General features: G+C 35.6%; 19 protein-coding genes and 1 pseudogene. 8 read left to right on the forward strand and 12 right to left on the reverse strand.

The window, feature by feature from the left end; all coding sequences use genetic code 11:
* Nucleotides 1-34 precede the first annotated feature (34 nt).
* The 11 genes from F0365_RS06795 to F0365_RS06845 form a co-directional block, all read right to left on the reverse strand.
* Nucleotides 35-481: a ferritin-like domain-containing protein gene (locus tag F0365_RS06795; protein WP_169933011.1), complete on the reverse strand. Its 447-nt coding sequence runs from the start codon at nucleotides 479-481 to the stop codon at nucleotides 35-37.
* A gap of 205 nt (nucleotides 482-686) precedes the next feature.
* Complete coding sequence (locus F0365_RS06800) at nucleotides 687-2,498, reverse strand: T9SS type A sorting domain-containing protein (protein ID WP_169933012.1); 1,812 nt, start codon at nucleotides 2,496-2,498, stop codon at nucleotides 687-689.
* A 15-nt stretch (nucleotides 2,499-2,513) separates the two neighbouring features.
* The gene (locus tag F0365_RS06805) at nucleotides 2,514-3,788 is read right to left on the reverse strand and encodes a T9SS type A sorting domain-containing protein (protein ID WP_169933013.1); all 1,275 of its coding nucleotides are present in this window, start codon (nucleotides 3,786-3,788) and stop codon (nucleotides 2,514-2,516) included.
* 244 nt (nucleotides 3,789-4,032) lie between these two features.
* Entirely contained in the window at nucleotides 4,033-6,636 is a 2,604-nt protein-coding gene (locus F0365_RS06810; RefSeq protein WP_169933014.1) for a ribonucleoside-diphosphate reductase subunit alpha, read from the reverse strand.
* A gap of 147 nt (nucleotides 6,637-6,783) precedes the next feature.
* Complete coding sequence (locus tag F0365_RS06815; RefSeq protein ID WP_169933015.1) at nucleotides 6,784-7,776, reverse strand: ribonucleotide-diphosphate reductase subunit beta; 993 nt, start codon at nucleotides 7,774-7,776, stop codon at nucleotides 6,784-6,786.
* 363 nt (nucleotides 7,777-8,139) lie between these two features.
* Nucleotides 8,140-8,703: a DUF3109 family protein gene (locus tag F0365_RS06820; protein ID WP_169933016.1), complete on the reverse strand. Its 564-nt coding sequence runs from the start codon at nucleotides 8,701-8,703 to the stop codon at nucleotides 8,140-8,142.
* A gap of 264 nt (nucleotides 8,704-8,967) precedes the next feature.
* Nucleotides 8,968-11,673 carry a carboxypeptidase-like regulatory domain-containing protein gene (locus F0365_RS06825; RefSeq protein ID WP_169933017.1) on the reverse strand — a complete coding sequence of 902 codons (2,706 nt, stop codon included), beginning with the start codon at nucleotides 11,671-11,673 and terminating at the stop codon, nucleotides 8,968-8,970.
* Complete coding sequence (locus F0365_RS06830) at nucleotides 11,657-12,442, reverse strand: GLPGLI family protein (RefSeq protein WP_169933018.1); 786 nt, start codon at nucleotides 12,440-12,442, stop codon at nucleotides 11,657-11,659. The genes F0365_RS06825 and F0365_RS06830 overlap by 17 nt, the downstream gene beginning before the upstream one ends.
* The gene (locus tag F0365_RS06835) at nucleotides 12,436-12,702 is read right to left on the reverse strand and encodes a hypothetical protein (RefSeq protein WP_169933019.1); all 267 of its coding nucleotides are present in this window, start codon (nucleotides 12,700-12,702) and stop codon (nucleotides 12,436-12,438) included. The genes F0365_RS06830 and F0365_RS06835 overlap by 7 nt, the downstream gene beginning before the upstream one ends.
* Nucleotides 12,703-13,081: 379 nt before the next feature.
* Nucleotides 13,082-13,876 carry a GLPGLI family protein gene (locus F0365_RS06840; RefSeq protein WP_262889029.1) on the reverse strand — a complete coding sequence of 265 codons (795 nt, stop codon included), beginning with the start codon at nucleotides 13,874-13,876 and terminating at the stop codon, nucleotides 13,082-13,084.
* Nucleotides 13,870-14,043 (reverse strand): hypothetical protein, encoded by a 174-nt coding sequence (locus tag F0365_RS06845; RefSeq protein WP_169933021.1) that lies wholly within the window; start codon nucleotides 14,041-14,043, stop codon nucleotides 13,870-13,872. Before F0365_RS06845 ends, F0365_RS06840 begins: the two co-directional genes overlap by 7 nt.
* A 718-nt stretch (nucleotides 14,044-14,761) precedes the next feature.
* Between F0365_RS06845 and pyrH the strand changes: the two genes are divergently transcribed.
* The 4 genes from pyrH to F0365_RS06865 all read left to right on the forward strand — a co-directional run bounded on the left by pyrH (nucleotide 14,762) and on the right by F0365_RS06865 (nucleotide 21,076).
* Nucleotides 14,762-15,469, forward strand: coding sequence for a UMP kinase (gene pyrH / locus F0365_RS06850; protein ID WP_169933022.1), 708 nt, complete (start codon nucleotides 14,762-14,764; stop codon nucleotides 15,467-15,469).
* A 43-nt stretch (nucleotides 15,470-15,512) separates the two neighbouring features.
* Complete coding sequence (gene frr, locus F0365_RS06855; protein WP_169933023.1) at nucleotides 15,513-16,067, forward strand: ribosome recycling factor; 555 nt, start codon at nucleotides 15,513-15,515, stop codon at nucleotides 16,065-16,067.
* Between the two features lie 249 nt (nucleotides 16,068-16,316).
* Nucleotides 16,317-18,506 (forward strand): DUF5686 family protein, encoded by a 2,190-nt coding sequence (locus F0365_RS06860; RefSeq protein ID WP_169933024.1) that lies wholly within the window; start codon nucleotides 16,317-16,319, stop codon nucleotides 18,504-18,506.
* A 179-nt stretch (nucleotides 18,507-18,685) separates the two neighbouring features.
* On the forward strand, nucleotides 18,686-21,076 hold the full coding sequence (locus F0365_RS06865; RefSeq protein ID WP_169933025.1) for an efflux RND transporter permease subunit: 2,391 nt from the start codon (nucleotides 18,686-18,688) through the stop codon (nucleotides 21,074-21,076).
* 431 nt (nucleotides 21,077-21,507) lie between these two features.
* Here the strand turns inward: F0365_RS06865 and F0365_RS16530 are convergent.
* A pseudogene (locus F0365_RS16530) lies at nucleotides 21,508-21,993 on the reverse strand (DUF4372 domain-containing protein); the annotation flags it as partial.
* 309 nt (nucleotides 21,994-22,302) lie between these two features.
* On the opposite strand from F0365_RS16530, the gene F0365_RS06875 reads away from it, so the two are divergent.
* The 4 genes from F0365_RS06875 to asnS all read left to right on the forward strand — a co-directional run bounded on the left by F0365_RS06875 (nucleotide 22,303) and on the right by asnS (nucleotide 25,199).
* Nucleotides 22,303-22,647, forward strand: coding sequence for a hypothetical protein (locus tag F0365_RS06875; protein ID WP_169933027.1), 345 nt, complete (start codon nucleotides 22,303-22,305; stop codon nucleotides 22,645-22,647).
* A 29-nt stretch (nucleotides 22,648-22,676) separates the two neighbouring features.
* Nucleotides 22,677-22,934, forward strand: a complete 258-nt coding sequence (locus tag F0365_RS06880; RefSeq protein ID WP_169933028.1) for a hypothetical protein — start codon at nucleotides 22,677-22,679, stop codon at nucleotides 22,932-22,934.
* Nucleotides 22,931-23,458: a T9SS type A sorting domain-containing protein gene (locus F0365_RS06885; protein ID WP_169933029.1), complete on the forward strand. Its 528-nt coding sequence runs from the start codon at nucleotides 22,931-22,933 to the stop codon at nucleotides 23,456-23,458. The genes F0365_RS06880 and F0365_RS06885 overlap by 4 nt, the downstream gene beginning before the upstream one ends.
* A 292-nt stretch (nucleotides 23,459-23,750) precedes the next feature.
* The gene (gene asnS, locus F0365_RS06890) at nucleotides 23,751-25,199 is read left to right on the forward strand and encodes an asparagine--tRNA ligase (RefSeq protein ID WP_169933030.1); all 1,449 of its coding nucleotides are present in this window, start codon (nucleotides 23,751-23,753) and stop codon (nucleotides 25,197-25,199) included.
* Nucleotides 25,200-25,315: the final 116 nt, after the last annotated feature.

A 25,315-nucleotide genomic window follows, 5' to 3' on the forward strand; every position in this document is an offset into this window, starting at 1 on the left:
GATCGGGCTCAAAAGAATTATTATAAATCCTTTATTATGCTATTTCTTCCATGGCACTTATTCTACTCAGCGCGTTTAAAATATTATTTCGGTGAGTGGTCAACATGTTTTTTGTTGATGGTGGTAATGTTGTTTCTGATATAATAGAATTGTACTCTTCTAAGGCTGTTTTTTCTCCACGTATCGCTTCTTCTAAAATCGATTCCTCGTTGTTAGAAGTGAAGGTAGATTTAATATTCATCCATGTGCGGTGGGCATCTCCTTTTAAGCTTGTTCCTTTATCAGGACTCTCGCCAAAGTTTCTAATTTCTTCTTTCAATTCGTGTCCGAAGTTATATCGTTCTTGGGCTTGCATCGTAAAGAAATCTTTTATCCTACTGCTATCTACTTTGTCTTTGGCTAATTTATATCCAGCCTCTGCATCAAAGTTTTTAGTTAGTAAATCGTTTAATCTTTCTGATACTTCTTTTGTATACTTCATGATATTAGTTTGTATGGTTTCTAAATTACTTGTTGATTTAATATAAGAATAAGAAGGAGTTGTAAACGACTATTTGTGAAAGGTTTAGTCCAAGTTTAGTATAGAATTAAAGAATTTACGTACAAATGATGTTTTTTGTTAAATGAATTAACAGTCTATGTATACTACTACTACTTAACCGCTTTCGCAAAAGCGTACACAAAATCTATAACTTAATCAATTTCAAAGCCTGAGAAACACCAGAGTCTCCTTGCAGCTCTATAAAATACACTCCAGAAGTCAAAAACAGTACATCTATTCTGTTATCACCATCAATACTACCTGATAATACTTGCTGACCAGAAATATTATAAATAGAATAGGAAGTAAATGATAAATCACCAGTTATCTCTACAAAGTCTGTTGCTGGGTTAGGAAAAATAGAAACTTGATTAACGCTTTCTTCTTCAATACTAAGTGGCACTCCAGCACAATCGGTAGTTGCTAGACGTGCATACCAGAAATCAGTTTCTCCACTACCATTGATTTGTAAAGGAGTGATCCCTGTATTGTTTTGAAATAGCGTACTTCTCATATAACCTCCTACAACATAGTTACCAAAATTATCTGTTGCAATAGCTGTAGCTTCATCTTGTTGACCAGCTGGACCTAATACATCTTCAATTCCTAATACATTGCCTGTTGTAGTATCAAATCTTACAACTACAGGATCTGCCAACCAGCTTGATGGACGGTTAAAGGTTTGAGAACCCCAATTACTGGGAACTTGCATACCTGTGGCTATTGCTACTTCATTTCCATTAATGGTAACGGAATGACTCGAAGCTTCAGTTCCTATGACTGGATTGCTACCCCATAACAAGCTTCCTTGACTATTTATTTTTATTAAAAACGGAGCATAACCACCAGCTGTTCCACTTGCGTTAGTTTGTGTAAAAGTGTGTCCTGCTAATGTATCAGGAGCTGGAAAACCACTATCAACAGCTGTATTCCCTTCTCCTGTAATATAAATATTAGACTGACCATCCACAGCGATATCAACAATACTTGTTCCTTGTTCACCACCTGTATTCTCTATACGCCAGATTTGATTACCATTACTAGCATCTACCGCTGCAAGAGCTGTATAACCGATAACATTTGAACCTAGAAAACTTATAGTCTGACTACCCACGGTAGTTTTATGAACACTTATATAATACCTATTTAATATTTCATCCATAGTTACTACTGAAGCGTATGTTGCCCTACCATTAGTAAATTGTAAATCAACTGGAGTCTGTCCTAAATAAGTTCCTTGATCATCAAATCTAAATATGGCATAATTATCTGTATTAGTCGTATAAACTCCATTGATATGAGTTCCTGCACCCATCGTCATCAACCAATGCGTGACATTATTAGCATCTGTATAATGTCCAAAAGTGTAAGATTTTTGAATATCTTGAATACTAGTGGCATCTTTCTGTGGTCTTTGCAGCCATTGAAATACTCCAGCACTGTCATATTTTATTAAAAATAAATTTTTATTATGAGGTCCAGGAGTAGTTAATGTTAAGTTTGAATTGATAATTACATCTGTATCAAAGTGAATAAAGTTATCATTTGAAGATCCTCGCCCCAAAACATAACCTGACACATAAATATTATCATTTGAGTCAATAGATAAATGTTGCGTTAAATCATCATTGTGTCCACCTATTGTTTTTTGCCATCTCACACTTCCATTACAATCTGTAGAAAACAAAAAAATGTCATTTCCAAAATTGGGCCGGTTGTAATTCGTAAAAGGAATACCGTTTAAATTAGTATTGTTACTAGAAACCGTTGCTAGATAGTAATAGTTGTTTTGGCTATCCACCACAATATCTCTGATATGTTCATATTCATTAATAGTATTTGGATTGCTACCAAAATTTATATCTCCACCACCACGAGCTGCCCAAGTATATTCTTGGGCGAGGCAATTTGCGATGGGAATAGAAATCAATACCAATAGAATCATCATTTTTTTCATAATACTATCTTTTAATTAAGTAGTGTAGGACTGTACTAAAATTTCTCCATTGTTTCTTATGAGTACAATGTATTGAGTAGGCTTTAAAAAGGATACATCAGCTTGTTTAGTTCCACTAGCTGTTGTCAATCTAGTGTCATACATTTTTAAACCGTTTAAGTCGTAAATTTCTAATTGTACATTTTCCATATCAGTAGAAAACAAATTGTAAGTAATAGTAGCTTTTTGATCTACTGGATTAGGACTAATTGCCATACTTGATTTCTCAGTTTCTCCATTTTCTACTCTTACTTCAGGAAACTCTATAGTTGCTATAGTAAAACAATCACCCTCAAAGTGAGATGCCTGCATATTTATAACAGTACTTCCTCCTACAAATGGAGTTTGTGGCGTAAATCGTAATGGATTGAGCGCTACACTTCCATTTGCTGGCACAAATATAGAAGATGGTGTGAAAAATCCATTCCCGCCAGAAATACTCAACTGTACATTTAAATCAAAAGAAGAATTATTTACTAAAACACCAAATATTTCAAAATATATAAAAGGTTCATCTATCAATTCAATTTGCTCTATGTCTAACTCTATTTCACAATTGTCACAGTCCTCATTTTGAGTGATCACCAGTGGATCGCTTAGTTGCGCACAATTATACTCATTAGTAACGGTTAGGTCGATAGTCCACGTTCCTTGTCCCAAATACACATTAGGCTCTATATCGCTAGAAGAGATTAAAGTTCCATTAGTATTGGTAAAAGTCCATTCGTGAGAAATCAAGATAGATCCTGAAGGGTCAAATGAATTATTTACCGTTTGAAAATCTCCTTCACACCTATCATTAAGTCCAGATAGAAATGTAAAATCGGCAATTGGTGCTGCGATGACTTCTACACAAATAGCTTTTCTGATTATTGTTCCATCTAACAAAGTGACTTGAACGCTAATATTTCCAGAATTGGTAAAATTATTCCATAACACGGTAAAATCTGGGTTTTGATTTGCGGAAGAAGTAATTCCGCCTGCTTGATCCCATATAACACTGTCTATATTTCCATCCGGATCGCTTAAAGAAAAAGTGACCTCAGTATTTTCACAAAACTTAATACAAACATCTTCACTTATTTGTTCAATAGGAACTAATACGCCAAATTCATCTACGTCATCATCATACTCTACGCATCCTACACTAGAATCCCATGTTAAATTTATGTTCGATTGAGCAAAAGAAAAGTTAGTGACAAAAACTAGAAATAATATAAGAGCAGTTGATCGGTAAAATGAATTATTCAAAGTGAGAGATATTTGTTAACTACTCATAAATATAAAATTAATATTTAGTAGAAACTAATTAATTATAAATATCCCCTTGAAGAATAGCTCTTTAGGCACTTTTTGGATTGATAATTCTAATATTCCTACTGTGTTTTTGTCTTGCGCTTTTATGAAGTTCCACTTTCGCGAAAGCGAGATTATATTCATAAAAAAAGCCCAATCATAAGATCAGGCTTTATAATTAAATAGAATTGATGTTCATCTAAGAACCGCACATTTCACAGTCGTCGCCATTACTGGCAGCGTCCTTGGCACGTTGAAGAATTAACTTGTATTCTTCGGTACTCATTTCTTCGTTCTCTGTAATCACATTAGTTTGAACAAGCGGCTTGGATTCATTCATCACTTTTGCCGCTGCAGGAGCACTATCATCTAAAAACAAGGTCTGTGGAGGGGTTGCTGGTTCTACAGTTTGCGGTTGTTCAGGAGCTGATTCTTGTGATTGTTTTTGTGTTCTCAAGGTATGTGCAGCTTGTTCTGGCGCTTTACTATTCATTACGGGAAGCTCTACTGGCGCAACAACAGGTAGTGCTTTTTTCTCTTTAGTAACAGTAAACTTAATAGCGTCAACGGCAGCTTTAGTTCTTAAATAATACATTCCAGTTTTTAGACCGCTTTTCCATCCATAAAAGTGCATAGAGGTCAGTTTAGAAGTGGTTACATTTTCCATGAATAAATTCAAGGATTGAGACTGATCAATAAAGTAACCTCTCTCACGAGACATATCAATGATATCTTTCATACTCAATTCCCAAACGGTCTTGTACAATTCTTTTATATCTTCAGGGATACCATCTATAGCCTGAATAGAACCGTTATTTCTCATGATCGCATTCTTCAGGTTATCATCCCAAAGTCCTAGATCAACCAGGTCTTTCAATAAGTGTTTGTTCACGACAATAAATTCGCCAGAAAGAGTTCTACGCGTATAAATGTTGGAAGTATAAGGTTCAAAGGCTTCATTGTTTCCAAGAATCTGAGACGTACTTGCAGTAGGCATAGGAGCTACAAGAAGGGAGTTTCTCACTCCGTGTTCCATCACTTTATTTCTTAAATCTGCCCAATTGTAACGACCGCTTAATTGGTCATCATTTACATTCCACATGTTGAATTGGAATTGTCCTTGAGACATAGGAGAACCTGCAAATGTAGAATAAGGACCTTCTTCTTGCGCCATTTCCATAGAAGCTTCACAAGCTGCAAAATATAAAGTCTCAAAAATATCTGAATTCAGTTTTTTTGCTTCGTCACAGGTAAATGGAAGTCGTAGCATAATAAAAGCATCTGCAAGACCTTGGATTCCTAATCCTATTGGTCTGTGACGCATGTTAGAGTTTTCTGCTTCTTTAACAGGGTAATAGTTGCGGTCTATTACTTTGTTCAAATTGCGGGTAACTCTTTTAGTCACTTTATATAAAGCTTTGTGATCAAAAGCACCATCTTTTACAAACATAGGTAGCGCGATGGAGGCAAGGTTACATACAGCAACTTCATCTGGAGAAGTGTACTCCATAATCTCAGTACAAAGATTAGAAGACCTGATGGTACCTAAGTTCTTTTGATTGGACTTATTATTTGCGGCATCTTTATACAACATATAAGGCGTTCCAGTTTCAATTTGAGATTCTAGTATTTTATCCCAAAGTTCACGAGCTTGGATGGTCTTGCGACCTTTTCCTTCTTCTTCATATTTAGTATACAACGCTTCAAATTCATCTCCATAAACGTTATACAAATTTGGACATTCATGAGGACACATTAAAGTCCAAGTAGAATTAGTTTCTACTCTTTTCATGAAAAGATCTGACATCCACATGGCATAGAATAAGTCACGCGCACGCATCTCTTCTTTACCGTGGTTTTTCTTAAGGTCTAAGAAGTCAAAAATATCTGCATGCCATGGTTCCATATAAATAGCAAAAGATCCTTTACGTTTTCCCCCACCTTGATCTACATAACGAGCCGTGTCGTTATATACTTTCAACATAGGAACGATACCATTAGAAGTACCATTGGTACCACCTATATAAGAACCCCTTGCACGTATGTTGTGGATAGACAATCCTATTCCACCAGCACTTTGAGAAATCTTAGCGGTTTGTTTTAAAGTATCGTAAATACCTTCGATACTATCATCTTGCATGGTTAATAAGAAACAAGAAGACATTTGAGGTTTAGGGGTACCTGCGTTAAACAAGGTAGGCGTTGCATGAGTAAAGAACTTTTTAGACATCAACTCATAGGTTTCTATGGCTGCATCCAGATCATCAATATGAATACCTACAGATACCCGCATCAACATATGTTGCGGGCGCTCAGCAATCTGACCGTTTATCTTTAATAAATAACTACGCTCTAATGTTTTAAACCCAAAGTAATCGTACCCAAAATCACGATTATAGATAATAGCCGAGTTCAAGCGGTCGGCATTATCTTGAATTACTTGATACACCTCATCAGAAATCATAGGTGCTTTTTTCTCTGTACGCGGATTCACATATTCATACAAGTCTGTTACTACGTCAGTAAAAGTTTTCTTGGTATTCTTATGTAAGTTAGACACGGAGATACGTGCTGCTAGTCTAGCATAATCTGGATGTGCAGTGGTCATGGTAGCAGCAGTTTCTGCAGCAAGGTTATCCAATTCACTTGTCGTAACACCATCGTATAATCCATCGATAACACGCATAGCCACCTTTACAGGATCTACATGGTCACTTAATCCATAACATAATTTACGCACTCTTGCTGTGATCTTGTCGAACATTACTGGCTCCTTGTGGCCGTCTCTTTTTACTACAAACATATTGAACTCGTTTTTTGGGTGGAGAGATAAGGAGGCTACTCCCTGTCTCGAACAATTGGGTTAACACTTGTGAAAATACCTTGAAATATTTTCTAAACTATATATAAAACAGTCGGTTGACTGTAGTGTTTTTAAAGGGGCTTCTTTTTAGAAGTCTGCATCTAAAGAGAAAGAGTCCATAGTGCTCTTATCTTCTTTAGTACTGTTCATGACTCCGGCTTTCTGGTATTCACCTACTCTTTTTTCAAAGAAGTTGGTTTTCCCTTCCATACCTATAAGATCCATAAAGTCAAATGGATTTGTCACCTTATATACGGGCTCACATTCAAGCTCAACAAGTAAACGATCGGTCACAAACTCCAGGTATTGCGTCATTAATTTTGCATTCATACCTATCAAACTCGCAGGTAATGACTCTGTAATAAATTCACGCTCAATATTCAAAGCATCAACAATAATTTCTGTTATACGCTCTTTAGGTACCTTATTGACCAAGTGATGGTTGTGAAGGTGTACGGCAAAGTCACAGTGCATACCTTCATCACGAGAGATCAATTCATTAGAAAAAGTAAGACCTGGCATTAAACCACGCTTCTTTAACCAGTAAATAGAACAGAAGGCGCCAGAAAAGAAAATTCCTTCTACTGCTGCAAAAGCGATCAAACGCTCCGCAAAAGAGGGGCTGTCTATCCACTTCATTGCCCAGTCTGCTTTTAATTTAATGGCAGGAAAATTCTCGATGGCTTTAAAAAGCTGATCTTTCTCTTTATCATCCTTTACATAGGTATCGATCAATAGAGAATATGTCTCTGAATGAATGTTTTCCATCATGATCTGGAAACCATAGAAAAACTTAGCTTCAGAATACTGAACTTCATTTACAAAATTCTCTGCAAGATTTTCATTAACGATCCCATCACTCGCTGCAAAAAATGCAAGAATGTGTTTGATAAAATAACGTTCGTCAGAATTAAGAGAATTTTGCCAGTCTGTTAAATCAACTTGTAAATCGATTTCTTCAGCAGTCCAAATACATGCTTGTTGTTTCTTATACCATTCCCATAAATCATCATGTTGAATTGGGAAAATAACAAATCTATTTGGGTTGTCTTGTAATATAGGTTCTTGTGTAGTCTGCATGTATTTTTATTTATCTCTGTTACTTTTTAAAACTCGGGTTAACAAAGATGAAGAATGTTTAAGGCGATATGGACGATTTAACATTTGGCTTTTTCACAAGTTTTCAACATAAGATATTTCTTAACAAAATCTAAAATAAGCCTCTTAATAAACTACTAAACAGGGTGTTGAACTTTTAACGACTTTTTACAACCATTCGTAGAACAAGAGTTTTAAAACCTTAGTTTTAATCACTGCTCAGCCCAGATTTGAACCTGTATCTTAAAATTCAATTTAAAAAAGAATGGAAGAAGTTATCCACGCTTTCGCGAAAGCGAAACATATAAAAATGATTCTTATAAACGCAGATTTTAAATAACTCGATTAAAAATCCTTAGCGATTTCTTCGAGTTCACTGTACCAGCTTTGGCCAAATTTTCTAATTAAGGGTTCTTTTAAAAATTTATAAACGGGAACTCCTAATTCCTCACCTAATGCACAGGCATCGTCACAAATTTGCCATTTGTGGTAGTTCACTGCTTTAAAGTCCGTGTATTCTTGGATTCGTGCTGGGTATAAATGACAAGAAATAGGTTTGTAGAAAGTTGTTTTACCATCGCGATAAGCCGATTCTATACCGCAAAGTGCTGTTCCATCTTCCTTAAAAGTTGCGTAAGCACATTCTGCGTCGTTTACTAGAGGTGTTTCCAGCTCACCATTTTCGCGCTCTACCCAGGTACCTTGTTTTTCAATTGCAGCGATACCCTCCGGGCGTAAAAAAGGTTTTATGTTTTCAAACTCGCGATCGAGAATATCGAGTTCTTTTTGCTCCAGTGGTGCGCCAGCTTCTCCAGCAACACAGCAAACTCCTTTGCAAGCTGTAAGATTACACACAAAGTCTTTTTCAAGAAGATCATCAGAAATGATGGTTTTTCCTAACTGGAACATATAAAAGGTATTAAGTTGCAAAGATACCTTTTGAGTTTGAACTTGAACTTGAACTTGAAAATAAAAGGAAAGTAAAAACAAATCAAAAACAAAACTTAAAAGAAACCATCTCTCTTTTAGAGAGACAGGAGAGAGGCGACAGAGTTGAAAATTAATGATAGATTTAAAAATCACCGAGAAAACTTCCGTTCAATCCCGAATAAATTTGAAATAAACACTCTTCTCAAGTTAAAAATTTGGAGTCAAATTTGCTGGGATGACTTTTTAAAATCTATACTTCACTTTCATTAATAAATATCTAGGCAACAATCTATAAGAAACTGTTGAGGAAGAAACATCGTTGATAGAACTGGTTCTAAATTGCTCTGTATTGGTTAAATTTCTTGCCATTAGTGAAAACGAAAACGGACTGTCCTTTACATTATATCGTATGTCCAGATCTAGAAAATAATAGGTGTTATCTCCGTCATTGATATTACCGAAGAAGTAACGCTCAGACTTAATTTGCATATCAAATTGCTCACTAAAAACAAAAGAAAGATCTAGAAACGAGGTGTTATCCACAAAACTATTCTCGATTCCAGAAGAGGCCACTTCATTCCAACGCCATTCTGTTCCTATGTGGTAATTAAAAACCCCATCAAATGCAGATCGCATTTCAAGACCTAGATTGTAATTGGCACTTTCTACTTCTCGCAGATTAGAATTATTAATGATGTTCTTAAAATTACTTTCTGAATAACCCGCTTTCAACTTTAAGTTGGAACTCAAAACGCCAAAATAATAATCCATATTAGCATTCACACTGAAATTTTCTCGATCTTCAATGACTATTTTATCTGTTTGCGAGAAGTTAGGTTGCAATAAAGAATTGGTCGAGAAAAAATCATGATCTGTTCTATAACTGGCATTTAAACTGGCAAAAAATTGATCGCTCCAGTTTCCTAATTGGTAATTAAAGTCAATAGAACTCGCTTCTAATTGATTGAAATCTCCAGCACCTCTATTTAAAGAACGGAAACTCGTGAGCACATATTGATCATATACATCTAGAATACCAGCATTAGTGGTGTTGTGCGATGCGCCTATTCCTATTCTATTCTTTTTATTTATTTTATAGCTGGCATTTACACTAGGATTCATAAAAAATGGTTGTTGCGACTCAGAGCTTCCAGACTGTTCTAGAGAATTGAACAATTGATGCGCATCTACCGCGCCAGTTAACTTTAAGTCTTCCCATTTATAAAGATAAGATGCTTTTGCATAGAGATCGTTGACTCCATATTTGGTATCGTTCTCATAACCTTGTGGTGGTGGTGTGATGTTTCCGCTTTCGCGAAAGCGTAACTCATTTCCTAATCTATCCTCCCGGTATTCATTACCTAGTTGCAACTCTAACAAGTGACCATTTTCTTTGCGGTCCAGATAATGAGCGTTAAATCCCGCATAGGTCATGCTATTTTCTATATTTTGAAAAACCGATTCTGGTTGCGGACTCGTATTGAACAAATCTTGAAAAAAGTACTGGTTCACATCATAATTTTGCGGCGACTTCTCATCTATAAATCTACCGGTAAGTAATAAAACGCGCTGCTCATCAAAACGGTTTGTGTAGGTCGTGATGTGATCGAGTCGTTGCGTAGCTGTGGTAAGTGATTCTACAGTAGAAATATCGTTAAATTGCAGGTTAGAACCAGCGTCGTTAGAGCGATCACTATAAGAAGTGACCGATTCTAAACTAGAAGTTTTAGACAAGTCATAATTGAGTTGAAATTTTCCAAAACCTGTAAAATACCTGTTGCGCAGCAGGTAATCTTCTGTATTAGTAAAATTAGTGCCTTGTGCAAAAAAGCTGCTCGTGCTGTTTCTAAAAAAGTCCTTTTCATCCCAATTGAAAAAGCCTAAAGTTTTAATTTTCAGTTTCTGGGTAGGATTAAAAATAGCGTTAAGAGAAAGCAACTCTGCATTATTAAAATTAGAACGGCTGGCTTTAAAATTATAAAGTCCAGCCTCTAGACTTTGAAGATTACTTACTTGCTCGCCATCGCCCACGCGACCAGGTTCTCCATAACGCATGGGACTTATAAGATTACCTATGTCGCCAGTAGCGTCCTGACCGGTAGAGTTTGCATTGCCTAGAAAGTAGTATTTATTCTTTTTACTAAAACTCATGAGATTAAAACGGCCTTCATAAAAAGTACCACCTTCTAGATCGTGACCCAACTCCACATTACCGAACCATTGCCGTTTGGCATCTTCATCTAGGGTAAGGTTAAGCGCCACTTTATCGCTTTCTTCTACTCCTTTGAGCAGTTTATTATTAGAATAATGTTGTAGAATTTCAATTTTATTCAATGGTTTTGCTGGCATATTTTTAGTAAGGATTTTATAGCCTTTTTCAAAAAAGTCATCGCCTTCTATCATCACTTTTTCTACTTCTTGGTTTCCTATTTTAATAGTTCCATCACTTTCTACGGTAAGTCCAGGTATTTTTTTAAGCAAGTCTTCTACCACTTCTTCATTGCCTTGCATAAAGGCTTTGGCATCTATAATAATCGTGTCTTTCTTAATGCGTATAGGAAGATCTGCATTTATAATAATTTCATTAAGCTCTAGTTGTTGCTCTACCATGGAGATATTAACGATTTGAGGGGTTTCTAGATTAATAATAGTTACAGGAATAGTTTGCGCCGCGTAGGAAAGAGAAGAAAAAGTAAGTAGGTACTCGCCAGTTTGCTCTGGTTTTAATTTATAAAACCCTAGTTTATCTGTTTGAGTAAACGCCACAATACTGCTGTCTTGTACTGTTTTAAGAATTACAGTAGCAAATGCAACTGGTTCTTTTAACTCATTTACCGCATTACCCGATATTTGAGCGTTACCTATAAAGCAGGTAAAAAATAGAAAAAGACCGGTAAGGGTCTTTTTCTTTAGGTTTAATAAATTTTGGAATTTACTTTTTTTCTTCATCTTCGGTTTCCCATTCATAGATTCTTTCTGCACCAAGTCTCTCTAAGGTTACTTTAGTTTGACGAATACCTCTTCCCATTTTTGCAACAGTCCTTTTACTGCGATCATTTCTCTCGTTTGTTTCATTGGTTAAGACTTCTCTTAAAGTAATTTCTTTACCATCAAAACTACTTATACTAGGAACCACTATAGAGTTATCATATCTTAAAGATGTAAGATTCCAATATAAAGTGCTACCATTATAAGTAGACTCCATATTAATAATAAGACCTGGTAAACCTTTAAATTTAAATGGTCCAAAAGGAACAGCTATTTTTGGGGCATACCACGCAGTAAATTTTCTACCTCTGAATTGGACTTCAGCCTTTTTACAATTATATTTATCTATTAACTTTTCTTCATTGAGTAATTTCCAATTTAATTCAGGCATACTATCATGAACAATTAGTTCATTGTCGAGATTTTTTAAATAAGTGAAGTTTTCATCTTTAGAATTGGATAGAAAAATAAAATTAGAAAAAATATGGTTGCTAAAATCTTCTACAAAAATATTATCCCCTTCTATCCTAATTTTAGGATTTGATTTTTCTTTATTTAAATCTGGTTTACTGATTACCTGATAAAAAGCTATTTTCTCATCAGCTGTTAATGTTTCAATTCTACTCCCGCTAATATCTGTATAATTATATTTTGCGATTAAAACATTTTTCTGACCAAAGCTAAAACAGCTAAAACAGAGAAAAATTAAATAAATAATTTTTTTTACCATTTCAAAATACCTAATCTTAGTGCTGTCAAATGGTAATTAATAACTCCCTCGCAATCTGCTCTACCGATAGTTTCCACCGAAAAACTTTGAACTACGGTAACTGGTTGACCAAAAGAATTAGTTGTAGTTCCTATAATGTCGTAGTAACAGTCGAAAAATACTTCTTTATCAGATTCCTGTAAATTTTCAATTTCAATCTTAGCAAACCCACTACTCAACATAAATACTCCAGCAAGAGCTGCAAAAACTATTTTTCTCATAATAAAATGTTTTAATTGATTAATATGAGTAATAATAAACCAATAAACCAATAAACTAATAAATATGCAAGTTTTTTGTAGGTTATTTTTAATACGATGCAATAGTAGTTAACAATGTCAGAGAAAGTTTCCAGCGACCCCTGATAAATTTGGAACTAGCCATATGAAAAAAAATAAAGATTTGAGAACAAAATTTTCTAGGGTGACAAGTGCTAATTAACTATCTTTAATAACGAAATGCAACTGGTTCTTTTAATACATTTACCGCTGTACCAGTTATTTGAGCGTTACCTATAAAGCAGGTAAAAAATAGAAAAAGAACTATTGGGGTCTTTTTATGAAGTTTTTTTCTAATTAAAGTATTCACACTTTTCATTAATTAATTCCACTCAAAAGTTTTTTCAATAGCTAGGTTTTTTACTTCTGTTTTTGAGTGTTTCACACCAGCAGGAACTCTTGAAGAAAATCTTTTGCTTTTAGCTTCTCTAATTCGATTATTCATAATATAAATTTGATAAAGATTTATTGCGGGAGCATCTAAATCTTCTATAGATGGTAACTCTTTATTTTTATTTACCCAATCAATTTTCTTTGCAGTCCAACTGTGTTTAATATCAGTATCAGTATTTTCTACTTGTAGTACTAGTCCAGGCAAATTATCAAATTTAAAAGGTCCAAATGATATAGGTATTTCTGGCGTAAAATAGGCTATATAACTCCTACCTCTAAATATTGTTGAAGCTTTAAAGCACAAGAACTCATTGATTTTCTTAGAAACAGACTTGTCAATAATCCATTTTATTGAAAAAGTGGAATCTTTAACAATATATCTTTCATTATTTAAATTTACGGTATAGTCGTAAATATTGCTATCTTCTTTTGATTTAAAAATTGAGATAGAACTTGTTTTGATTTCTTGAAGTGGTAATTTCCAATTACCGTCGTCTTCTGTAGGCTCTTTACTTTCATCTCTTTTAACATTAAGAGCCGGCCTTATATAAATAGACTTTTTATCATTGGCTAGTAACACCTCTATATTTGAAAAAAAATCATTTGCATAAATGTATTCCACCTTTAAATTTTTCTCATTTCCTTGTGCGTTAGCTACAAGGAAAGAAAAAATCATGAAGATTAAATTTAAAAAAATGACCCTTTGTGATACTGATTTTACCATTTACGAACACCCATATTTAATCCAGCGATATGATGTCTTTGTCTTCCCGAACATTGTAATTCATTATCAGCCGTACCAAAAAAATAATGTGTTTCCTGTTGTGGTTCCATATTAGCACCTATCCAAGTTCTAGTAATTGAATAATTACAATCAACGGTGTATTCCAATTTTTCATTTTGATCAAAAGTAGAAAACCCACTACTCAACATAAATACTCCAGCCAGTACTGCAAAAACTAATTTTCTCCTAATAAACTATTTTAAAAGATTAATATGATCTAAAGAAACTAAGAAACTAAGAAACTAAGAAAAATCCTAATTTTCAATGAGTTATTTTTAATACGATGCAATAGTAGTTAACAATGTCAGAGAAAGTTTCCAGCGATCCCTGATAAATTTGGAACAAGCAATTTTGTTTAATTATAGAATTTGCAGCCAAATTTTATGGGTTGACCTTTTGACCTTTTGAACTTGAACCTGAAATTGAACTTGAAATTGAACTCGAACTTGAATTAGAACTTGAAATCAAAAACGAGGACTAAGTTGTCACACGTAGCCTGTCAGAGTGAGAGATAGGAGAGGTCACAAAGCTGGAGCGTGAGAATAAAAGGAACCTAACAATCCCTGAGAAAAGACAAACAGATCCCAGACCAATTTGGGAAAAGCACTTGCTTCAAGTAAAACTTAATCTCGACAAATTTTATGGGAAGAAAAGTAGTGACTTGACAATCATTTTTTAATAAATGGTCTTTATTACGTATAAGTCGCAAACTCTAATTGTAAACCACGATTTGAAATTTATACTCTTCTACGACACAACAATCCCTTAATAAAAATTTAATAGGTTTTCTAATTCATTTATATTTGCAGGACACACCACAGCCTTATGAAATACAACCGCGTCTTATTAAAACTTTCTGGAGAAGCCTTAATGGGCGAGAGACAGTATGGTATCGATCCAAAACGCCTGGCAGAGTATGCCGAGGAGATTAAAGAAGTGACTGATCTAGGAATTGAAGTTGCCGTAGTAATAGGTGGTGGAAATATCTTTAGAGGAGTTGCTGGGGCAAGTAATGGAATGGATCGCGTACAAGGGGATCACATGGGAATGCTGGCAACGGTCATTAATGGCCTGGCATTACAAAGTGCTTTAGAAGATGCTGGTGTGCCTACTAGGCTGCAAAGCGCCATTAGAATTGATGAAGTGGCAGAGCCATTTATACGTCGTAAAGCGATGCGACATCTGGAAAAAGGACGCGTAGTCATCTTCGGAGGTGGAACTGGTAACCCTTATTTTACCACAGATAGTGCCGCAGTGCTTAGAGCCATAGAAATTGAAGCAGATGTCATTCTTAAAGGAACCAGAGTAGATGGAATTTATACTGCAGATCCTGAAAAGGACGCCACAGCAACTAAATTTGACTTTATAACCTTTGATGATGTCTTGCGTAAAGGTCTTAAAGTAATGGATACGACTGCTTTTACCTTAAGTCAGGAAAATGAATTACCTATCATCGTTTTTGACATGAATACCCACGGAAATTTACTCAAGCTGTTGAACGGTGAAAACATAGGAACTAAAGTACAATTATAAAAACGGCAATATATTTGCCTTGCACCTTATAAATAAAGTAGTGATGACAGAAGAAATCGATTTCATACTCGATAGCACCAAAGAAAACATGGATAACGCTATCACACATTTAGAAAAACAATTATTGAGTATACGCGCTGGTAAAGCCATGCCTGCTATGTTAAGTACCGTTATGGTAGATTATTACGGCAGCCAGACACCGCTAACTCAAGTAGCTAACATTTCTACTCCAGACGCGCGTACCTTAAGCATACAACCTTGGGAAAAAGGAATGATTACCGAAATAGAAAAAGGTATTATGTACGCAAACCTAGGTTTGAACCCCATGAATAATGGAGAAAGCATCATTATAAATGTTCCCGCTCTTACAGAAGAACGACGTAAAGATCTTACCAAACAAGCAAAAGCAGAAGGTGAAGAAGCAAAGATAGGGGTGCGTAACGACCGTAAGGGGGCGATGAACGAACTTAAGAAACTCGATATCTCTGAAGATTTACTTAAAAATGCAGAAGCTGATGTGCAAGATCTAACCAACAAGTACATTACAAAAATAGAAGAGCATCTGGTAGTGAAAGAAAAAGAAATCATGACGGTTTAATAGGTCATATCTTATTCTTCTATAAAAAAAGGCTTTCTAAAAAGCAACAAAAATACTTGAGTGTCATTTGGAGTCGGTCAAAAATTCGTGGTACATCTATTATAATACCATCATTAACAAGTTCCTTTTGCTATTTAAATAATATACTTTTTAGAACGCTTTTTTTATGCTCTTCATATGCACTTAAACACAATAACTTAATGCTTAAGCTTGTTCTACTTTTAATATTTCTAAGCCAGTCTTAATTTTATGAGGTTATTTTTTGGGATTCTGTTTTTGCTTTTATGCACCACCGCAGCTGCGCAAAGGAAAGGTGTGCAAGAAGCAGAATTGTTAATGACTAAAGTCCTTATTTCTAAAAAGAAAAATGACCCCACTCACAAGCTTAATTCTTATAAGTACGATGCTTATGAGAATTTAAAAGTGTCTGGAGATCCAGAGGCATTAACAGGACCAGGTTATAAAAAAACGGAACTGCGTAAAACGCTTAAGAAAACAGGTGTCTTTTTTGCAGAAAAAACCTCCCAACATATTTACGATCACATAGAAGGATATAAAGAGGTGATTACTGGGGCAAATATGCCCGGTTTTGATGAGCCTGTTTATCCTATTTATAATATCGACTTCCAGTCAGAGAATATATACGATGAGAAGTATATCATTTTTGATCAAGAATACATCAGCCCGCTGAATGAGAAGTCTATTTCCTTGTACAATTTTCAAATTGTAAAGGACTCTCTTATTGGGGGAAGAGTCGTTACTAAATTAAGTTTTTCGCCTAGAGTAGAAAAAGGACTTCGTTTGTTTTCTGGTTTTCTCTACATCGACCAGCAAACTTATGGAGTGGCAAAAGCAGTTTTTGAAAAGACAGGAGCTCTTTATATCAACGCTTATCATGAATTTGTTTATGATGAAATGTTTTCGCTATGGTTCAACAGTTCTAGAAAACTTTATGTGCGACAAGAAAAAACCAGGAAAGAGGTGGAACTGTTTGGTGCTCGACTAGAAGTGGGAATCGAGAAAAGTACTAATGATGACCAAAAAGCAGCAGAAGAGCTTTACTTGATTATGGAAGCGGTCAATTCTAATTTTAAAACCAATAAAAGCCTGAATTATGGAAGGCGTGGTCTTAAAATAGAAGTTCAGGACTCGGCTATCGACCAACTAGATACCTACTGGGAAAAATACAGAGGAGAGGACGCCTTTTCTACTACAGAGCTGGCTCAGTTTATGAATTTGGACAGTATCGTAGATGCGTCAAAAATCACTCGGAAACTAGAGACTTTGGATAAATTTAAAGTAGGGTATTTCCCGGTGAGTTTTGTGGATATTGATTTGAAATATCTGGTGAAATACAACGATTATGAAGCTTTTAGATTAGGAATAGGTGGTCAGACGAATGAGAAGTTGAGTGAAAGTTTTAGAATCAATGGTTACCTTGCCTATGGAACTAAAGACGCTGTTTTCAAACATAAAATAGGAATAGGTTACCGCATCAATAAGGAAAAAAATACCTGGCTTAATATTTACAAACAAGATGACATTACAGAGTTTGCCGCAGAGAGCTTTTTGACAGACGCCCGGGTATACTCGCTTTTTGAGCCTAGATTGATCAATATTCCTACGTTCTACTTGTATAAAGAATATGGGATGTCGTTACAACAGCGTTTGTTTCCCTCTGTGATTAGTGAGCTCTCGCTTTCGCGAAAGCGGATTTCTCAAACAACAAATTACCAATTCATTCCAGATAATGAGGTTTTTACAGATTATGTATTAGCTGAGGTTTCTCTTGGAGCAAGATGGAGTCCAGCTAGTGAATATATGCGCACGCCAAAAGGATATCAAGAGATATCTAGAGGTTACCCTATTTTAAGTGGTCAAATTACACAAGGTATTAAAGGATTTACAGAAAGTAATTTCAATTATCTTAAAGTATCAGCTAAGGTGGAGTACGCTTTTAAAAGACCGGATAAATCCAGTACAGAATTCTTATTAGAAGGTCATTACAGTGCAGGGGAAGTGCCGTTAACACATCTTTACCACGCGTATCCTAATGCGCCTAATAGAGATGAGATTTTACAACGATTCTCTGTTGCAGGAAGGCGTAGTTTTGAAACCATGTATTTCAATGAGTTCTTTTCTGATAAGCTTACGGTAGGTCAGATAAAGCATCACTTTGCTCCTTTTAATATTTTTTCTTTTTTAAAGCCAGAAATGGTTTTAATTTCTAAAGTTGCTTGGGGCGATTTAGACAACGCACAACGTCATCAAAATGTAACGATCAATACCTTAGAAAAAGGCTATTTTGAAAGTGGTTTTGAGTTGAATAAATTGCTATTTGGTTTTGGGTTGAGCGCGAGTTACCGTTATGGTGCTTATCATCTTCCTGATTTTGCAGATAATGTGGCCGTAAAATTCACCTTCTATTTAGAGCTTTAATACTCGAAAAAAACTGATGACAATTCCTATTAAATTACACCTTTACTTTGTTTGAAGCAAAGGTAAAATTATCGATTCTGTTAAGGTTTCTTAATTTATACTGTGCACAGCACATTAAATAACTAATCGTTAAATAATCACACGTTTTAAAAGTACATTTGCACGCCTTAAAATGATCCATGCAAAAGTTATTTAGTTTTAGATTTTGGAACAGTATTGCTAGACTGATACTGCGCAATAGGGAGATCATTCTCGGGCTTATTGTGATCATAACTATCGCTTTTGCCACACAATGGAAGTACATGCAGTTTACTCATACGGAAGCAAATCTTCTTCCAGACGACCATCCCATAAATGAAGAGTACAATAAGTTTTTAGATAAATTTGGTGAAGAAGGAAACCTTATTATTCTAGGGGTAGAAAATAAAAATTTAGATAACTTTAAAAGCTTTAATGCTTGGAATGAGTTGGCAGATTCCATAGCCACTTTTGAGGAAGTAGAATTAGTGCTTTCCACTTCTAACCTACCTAATCTGTCAAAGACAGAAGATAATACTCAATTTATTATAGAGCCTGTTCTTAAAGAAGTTCTTAAAGATAATGACGAATTAATAGCTTTTAAAAAGAAGCTCTTTAATGATTTGCCTTTTTATAAAAACCTGATCTATTCAGAAAATGATAGCGTGATACGTACCGCTATTTATTTAAAGAAGGAGATTGTAAACACAAAGGAGCGCGCAGACTTTGTCATCGATAAATTCCAACCGCTTGTTCAAGAATATTCCACTAAAAATGAGTTGGATATCAGGACCTCTGGAATGCCTTATATCAGGACGCTCAATTCTCAGAATATTGTTGATGAGATAGGCATGTTTTTGATCGCTGCATTGGCAATTACTTCAGGAATTTTCTTCTTTTTCTTTAGATCCTGGCGAGCGACTTTTATCTCCATCCTAACCGTTATAATAGGAGTGATGTGGGCTTTCGGTATTTTAGGATGGATAGGTTATGAAATTACGGTTCTCACGGCATTAATTCCGCCATTGATTATTGTGATCGGGATTCCCAATTGTATTTTCTTGATCAATAAATACCAGCAAGAAATAAAAAAACACGGTAATCAAGCCTTGTCATTGCAACGGGTCATTACTAAAGTAGGTAATGCCACTTTGATGACTAACCTTACAACTGCCAGCGGATTTGCGACTTTTATCTTTACAGAAAGCAAGTTGTTGGTAGAATTTGGTGTGTTAGCCAGTATATGTATTATCGCTATATTCTTGCTGAGTTTGATGATTATTCCAATTGTCTATAGTTACTTGCCTATCCCTAAGGAACGTCATTTACAACACCTTGGCAAAACCTGGATCAATGGTTTTGTATCTTGGAATGAACGTATGGTTAAGAAAAAGCGCATTCCCATTTATATCACTAGTGTTGTTGTTCTAATTTTGAGTTTTATAGGGATCTATCAAATCAAAGTTTCTGGGAGCTTGATAGAAGACATGCCTAAAGGAATGCAATTTTATAAGGATATCAAGTTTTTTGAAGAGAGCTTTGATGGAATTATGCCACTGGAAATAGTAGTTTACAGTAAAAACGAAAAAGTTACTGCTCTTAAAACACTGAAAAAACTAAACAAACTAGAAGAGCATATCATTGAAACACCAGAGCTTTCCCGACCTATGTCACTGGTGTCTGCCGTTAAATTTAGTAAGCAGGCTTTTTATGGTGGCGATCCAGAATATTTTGATTTACCATCCACTTATGATGCACTTACCATGGCTCAACTGGTAAAGAAAAGCGCTAAGGATATTTCCTTAATGAAAAGCTTTGTGGACAGTACCGGACAATATGCACGTGTGACTACGTTTATGAAGGACATGGGGACAGACCGCATGGAACGCGTAGAAGAAAACCTAAGAGAAAAAATAAAAACCATTTTTCCAGAAGACCGCTATGAAGTCACTATTACTGGAAAGGCGTTGGTCTTTCAAAAAGGAACCGATTATCTCGTTAATAATTTGATACTTTCTTTATCACTGGCCATTGTGCTCATCGCTCTTTTTATGGCGTGGATGTTCAAGTCGCTGCGCATGATATTTGTATCGCTGGTGCCAAACCTTTTGCCATTATTAATCACAGCTGGACTGATGGGGTATTTAGGAGTACCTATTAAGCCTTCCACAATTCTAGTATTTTCCATTGCTTTTGGTATTTCTGTAGATGACACGATTCATTTTTTAGCTAAATACCGTCAAGAGCTTATTGCAAACAACTGGAAAATCAAGAGGTCTGTTTACGCAGCCTTAAAAGAAACCGGTGTGAGTATGTTTTATACGTCCATAGTTTTGTTTTTTGGATTCTTAACATTTACATTTTCTAGTTTTGGAGGTACGGTTGCTTTGGGAGCCTTAGTGAGTGCTACCTTGCTTTTTGCCATGGCAGCAAACTTATTGCTACTGCCTAGTATGTTGCTTTCTCTGGAAAGAAGTATTGCCAACGAGCGCACGTTTAAAAAACCAGCGATTCCGCTTATCGAGCCAGTGCAGGGTGAGGAAGAGGATTAGGATTTAAGTTTAGCTTTCGCGAAAGATATAAGAATACCAATACCTCTCATTTACTTGCTATTTTTAATAATCCTTAGTTCCTTAGTACAAAATTAGGGAGGTAAAGAAGTTAACAAAGTTACTCATCAGTAATAATTTCATCTCCGGATGAGCTGTTCTCAAAATGCTTCTAGTAAAATGATCCTTACAAGATCATCTTGTAAGAGCATGAATGTAGAATAATAAGTAACGCAACCATTACTTAAAATTTACATCTATTGGATAAATAATCTTAATATTTATACCATAAAAAACATAACGCCTTATTTGTCAAATCGCATTTACGCCCTGCTGAGCTTGTCGAAGTATTGCGGTTTCGCTTATCATACTATTCTCGATACTTTTAACGTCCTGCGATAGCGACGACGTCCCAGACTGCACAGCCATAGACTGCTTACCACATCTGGTATCATCATAGTATCGTCCCAACAAGTATGTATTTTGATACCTCCTTTTGCTGTCCAAAATTTTGCCCAATCAAACATAGACAAGCATAGGCTAATAATAGTATTGTCTATGAGCTTTTTGTTTCGGTCTTGGATTTCTTTGATTATGTGGGACTGATATCGATTAGAAAGCATACGGCTATAATGTGATACAAGCCTGTGGTAAAGGGTCTCAAAGACTTTATAATCTCTATTCTTATTGCCTTCACCCATCGTAGAACCTGCAGGACTTTGATGGAGTCCTCAACTAGATATAAATGTCTCTGACACGCCTATACCAGTAGAAATATCGCTCCAAGTAAAGCACTTATTAAGCTGTCCGAAAGTTAAAGCTACAAATTGATCCAAGGTCTTATACTTACTGCACCCTTTGTCGCTTTTATGTGTTTCGGCGCAGCGAGCAAGCATCCAAGAAGGAACTAAATCTAAAATTTAGCGTATTAGAGGAGTGTTTGTATTTTTAGTTTGCAAAACCAACATACGGGATTCTCAAGCTTCTTTTAAAATTAAACTTTCGGATAGTTGTGATTCAGCATCAATCTTAACTTTACTATTACAGATTTAAACCTTGATAATCCATCAAGCGTTTTATTACCTATAGAAACATATCCTGTTGGTCTTAATAATTCTTTTGATTTAAATGATGCTAGTTAGACGGGAAACGGTCTTTTCTTTTCTTTAGGAATTTCTGGAAGATATGCTGATGGCTTTAATTTTATTCCTACAACAAGTGCTCTAGATGTGGGTGAAGGTTTTTCTTCTTTGAATGAGCGGGATTATTTATTTAAATATAATTCTTCTAGCCCGCCTAGTGGTTCACTTACTATTCCTTTTGATAATTATAGTACCTCTTATAATTCAACAGGTTTGAATGAAAGGCATATATCTTTTAATACACGTAATGGGGATTGGCTAGCTTTAGAACTGAATACGGTTTCAGGTGATGAGGACATATTTAACGGTACATTTATTTGCGATTTAGTAAACTTAGGAATTCAAGGTTCAGATAACGTCTGTGATACAGGTGTTTTTTTGTACTTAGTGGTGCGAGCTCCTACTCGTGGACTTCTAATAGTACTAACTTAATAATAAGCAATTCAACCAATAATCAAGTAGTGGTTACTAGACAGAATGATTATAACAACTATGCTGTCATTCCATTAACTGTCCAGTCTGTAAAATGTGGTGTTTCAAATCAAGTATTTACAAAAGAAGTCTACTTAGGGATTCCTGTAATAGGAAATAACACTCAAATTTTGAATTTGGATATTCCTTCATTATCACTTTATGAAGATGAATATTGCGAGCAGGTATCTGTACGTTTTAATATAGGCTCACCATCTATTTTTGAATATGATAAAATAGAAATGTGAAGAGTAACCCCATCACAATCTTACTGGGATGGAGATTTGAGAAACGTATCAATCCAGAAGTTGTACTATTTCCTACTAGTAATGAATTACTCATTTTTGAAGCTAGATCACATAATATATGCGGCTGGTCAGAATGGAAAGAGTATAGTGTAGATTTGAACGTTTGTGATGATGATTGTAGTACTGCCAATGGCAACTCTGGCAATTCAAATAGCAGGAGCGATAACTTTATTATATCACCAGTCCGAGCAATTACTGATATTACGATATCTTTTAACGTAAATCCTACATGGACTTGTACTCCTACACAGGGTTTAAACGGTTTACTTAATCAAAATGCAGATCCGTTTTGCGAGTATCATATCATGGTAGAGATGTACGATCTAGGAAATCTACGTCAGGTTTTTATAAAACGACATAATTTAGGTGCTTCTTTTGACATTTCTAATCTTATGCCTGGCACGTATATACTAAAAATGGAACATAGCGGTCAACAAGAAAATCATCAGATAGTGGTTCAATAAATAAACACTAGTATGGTGACTAAAAAAGCTTGTTTTGAATTTCAAAACAAGCTTTTTTGTTTCCAAATAATTTTAATAAATAGAAATCTAGTTGTTTATATTTTACTAGGGTAAAATTAAATGGAGTTGTGCTCTAAGCAGTATCATTGGTAGTTTGAAAGAAAGGTCTTCTCTTTTCTCACTTTCGCGAAAGCGAGACCCCCACAAACAGCATCACATTTAGAATCATAATTAATTGTACCAACGCTTCATAAAAATTATATTTGCCAGACTGAATTGATCCAGAAAACCAATGAAAAGAATAGCAGCAATACTCAAGTCTGAGCCTAGTATGGCAGAGATTACCGTAAAAGGCTGGGTACGTAGTTTTAGAAACGATAGATTTATAGCGGTCAACGATGGTTCTACCATTCATAATTTACAAGCCGTTATAGAGCCAGAAAATCACGAACGCGACCTTTTAGATAAAATTACAGTGGCAGCAGCAGTTGCTGTAACTGGAACACTGGTAGAAAGTGAAGGTTCTGGACAACGTGTAGAGCTACAGGTAACTAAAATAGAAATTCTCGCTACTGCAGACCCTGAAGAGGTGAAGAAAACCATACTTTCTCCTAAAAAACACAAACTGGAAACCTTAAGAGAACAAGCGCATTTAAGAGTGCGTACCAATACTTTTGGTGCAGTAATGCGCGTAAGAGCAGCGTTATCCTTTGCAGTTCACAAGTATTTTCAAGAACAAGGCTTTTATCAAGCACACACACCTATCATCACAGGAAGTGATGCAGAAGGTGCTGGAGAAATGTTTAGAATATCCACTTTAGATCCTAAGAGTCCGCCGTTGGATGAGGGGGGAAACATCGATTACAAGCAAGATTTTTTTGAAAAGGAATCTAATTTAACGGTCTCTGGTCAGTTGGAAGCCGAAACTTATGCAATGGGATTGGGTCAAGTGTATACCTTCGGACCAACCTTTAGAGCAGAAAACTCCAATACCTCTCGTCACCTAGCCGAGTTCTGGATGATAGAGCCTGAGGTAGCATTTAATGATCTGGATGCCAACATGGACCTGGCCGAAGATTTTATCAAATATGTGGTAGAATATGCGCTCGATAATTGTTCTGACGATATTGAGTTTCTAGAAAATAGGTTAACCGAAGAGGATAAAAGCAAGCCCATGGTTGAGCGCAGTCCGATGCCATTAAGAGAGAAGCTCGCATTTATAGGTAAGAATAACTTTAAACGTGTTTCTTATACAGAGGCGATTGATATCTTAAGAAATTCTAAGCCTAATAAAAAGAAAAAATTTAAATACATCATTGAAGAATGGGGTACCGACTTACAATCAGAGCATGAGCGCTATCTGGTAGAAAAGCATTTTGAATGCCCTGTTATCTTATTTGACTATCCTGCAAAAATCAAAGCCTTTTATATGAGGCTAAATGATGCTGATAGTGAAGGTCGTGAAACCGTAAGAGCTATGGATATTCTATTCCCTGGGATAGGTGAAATAGTAGGGGGCTCACAACGTGAAGAACGTTATGATGTCCTTAAAGGAAAAATGGACGCGATGGGTATTCCTTTAGAAGAGTTAGGATGGTACTTAGAAATGCGTAAATTCGGTAGTGTGGTGCACAGTGGGTTCGGTCTCGGATTTGAAAGACTGGTTATGTTCGTAACTGGAATGGGGAATGTGCGAGATGTGATCCCTTATCCGCGTACTCCTGGAAACGCTTCTTTTTAAAAGAAATTCAACTATATGGAAGTCCTGATTTCTAAGCCAGAAATCGGGACTTTCTGTTTGAAAAGGGACTAAAGGTATAGGTTTGTTATAATTTTAACAACTTTGTCTTTAATCAA

Source organism: Nonlabens sp. Ci31 (assembly GCF_012974865.1).
GTDB lineage: Bacteria > Bacteroidota > Bacteroidia > Flavobacteriales > Flavobacteriaceae > Nonlabens.

Coding starts and splice junctions, on each gene's coding strand:
- F0365_RS06830 (WP_169933018.1), bottom strand. CDS start 12,442: ATGGTAAAAAAAATTATTTATTTAATTTTTCTCTGTTTTAGCTGTTTT.
- pyrH (WP_169933022.1), top strand. CDS start 14,762: ATGAAATACAACCGCGTCTTATTAAAACTTTCTGGAGAAGCCTTAATG.
- frr (WP_169933023.1), top strand. CDS start 15,513: ATGACAGAAGAAATCGATTTCATACTCGATAGCACCAAAGAAAACATG.
- F0365_RS06795 (WP_169933011.1), bottom strand. CDS start 481: ATGAAGTATACAAAAGAAGTATCAGAAAGATTAAACGATTTACTAACT.
- F0365_RS06825 (WP_169933017.1), bottom strand. CDS start 11,673: ATGAAGAAAAAAAGTAAATTCCAAAATTTATTAAACCTAAAGAAAAAG.
- F0365_RS06860 (WP_169933024.1), top strand. CDS start 16,317: ATGAGGTTATTTTTTGGGATTCTGTTTTTGCTTTTATGCACCACCGCA.
- F0365_RS06810 (WP_169933014.1), bottom strand. CDS start 6,636: ATGTTTGTAGTAAAAAGAGACGGCCACAAGGAGCCAGTAATGTTCGAC.
- F0365_RS06800 (WP_169933012.1), bottom strand. CDS start 2,498: ATGAAAAAAATGATGATTCTATTGGTATTGATTTCTATTCCCATCGCA.
- asnS (WP_169933030.1), top strand. CDS start 23,751: ATGAAAAGAATAGCAGCAATACTCAAGTCTGAGCCTAGTATGGCAGAG.
- F0365_RS06865 (WP_169933025.1), top strand. CDS start 18,686: ATGCAAAAGTTATTTAGTTTTAGATTTTGGAACAGTATTGCTAGACTG.
- F0365_RS06820 (WP_169933016.1), bottom strand. CDS start 8,703: ATGTTCCAGTTAGGAAAAACCATCATTTCTGATGATCTTCTTGAAAAA.
- F0365_RS06835 (WP_169933019.1), bottom strand. CDS start 12,702: ATGAGAAAAATAGTTTTTGCAGCTCTTGCTGGAGTATTTATGTTGAGT.
- F0365_RS06840 (WP_262889029.1), bottom strand. CDS start 13,876: ATGGTAAAATCAGTATCACAAAGGGTCATTTTTTTAAATTTAATCTTC.
- F0365_RS06815 (WP_169933015.1), bottom strand. CDS start 7,776: ATGCAGACTACACAAGAACCTATATTACAAGACAACCCAAATAGATTT.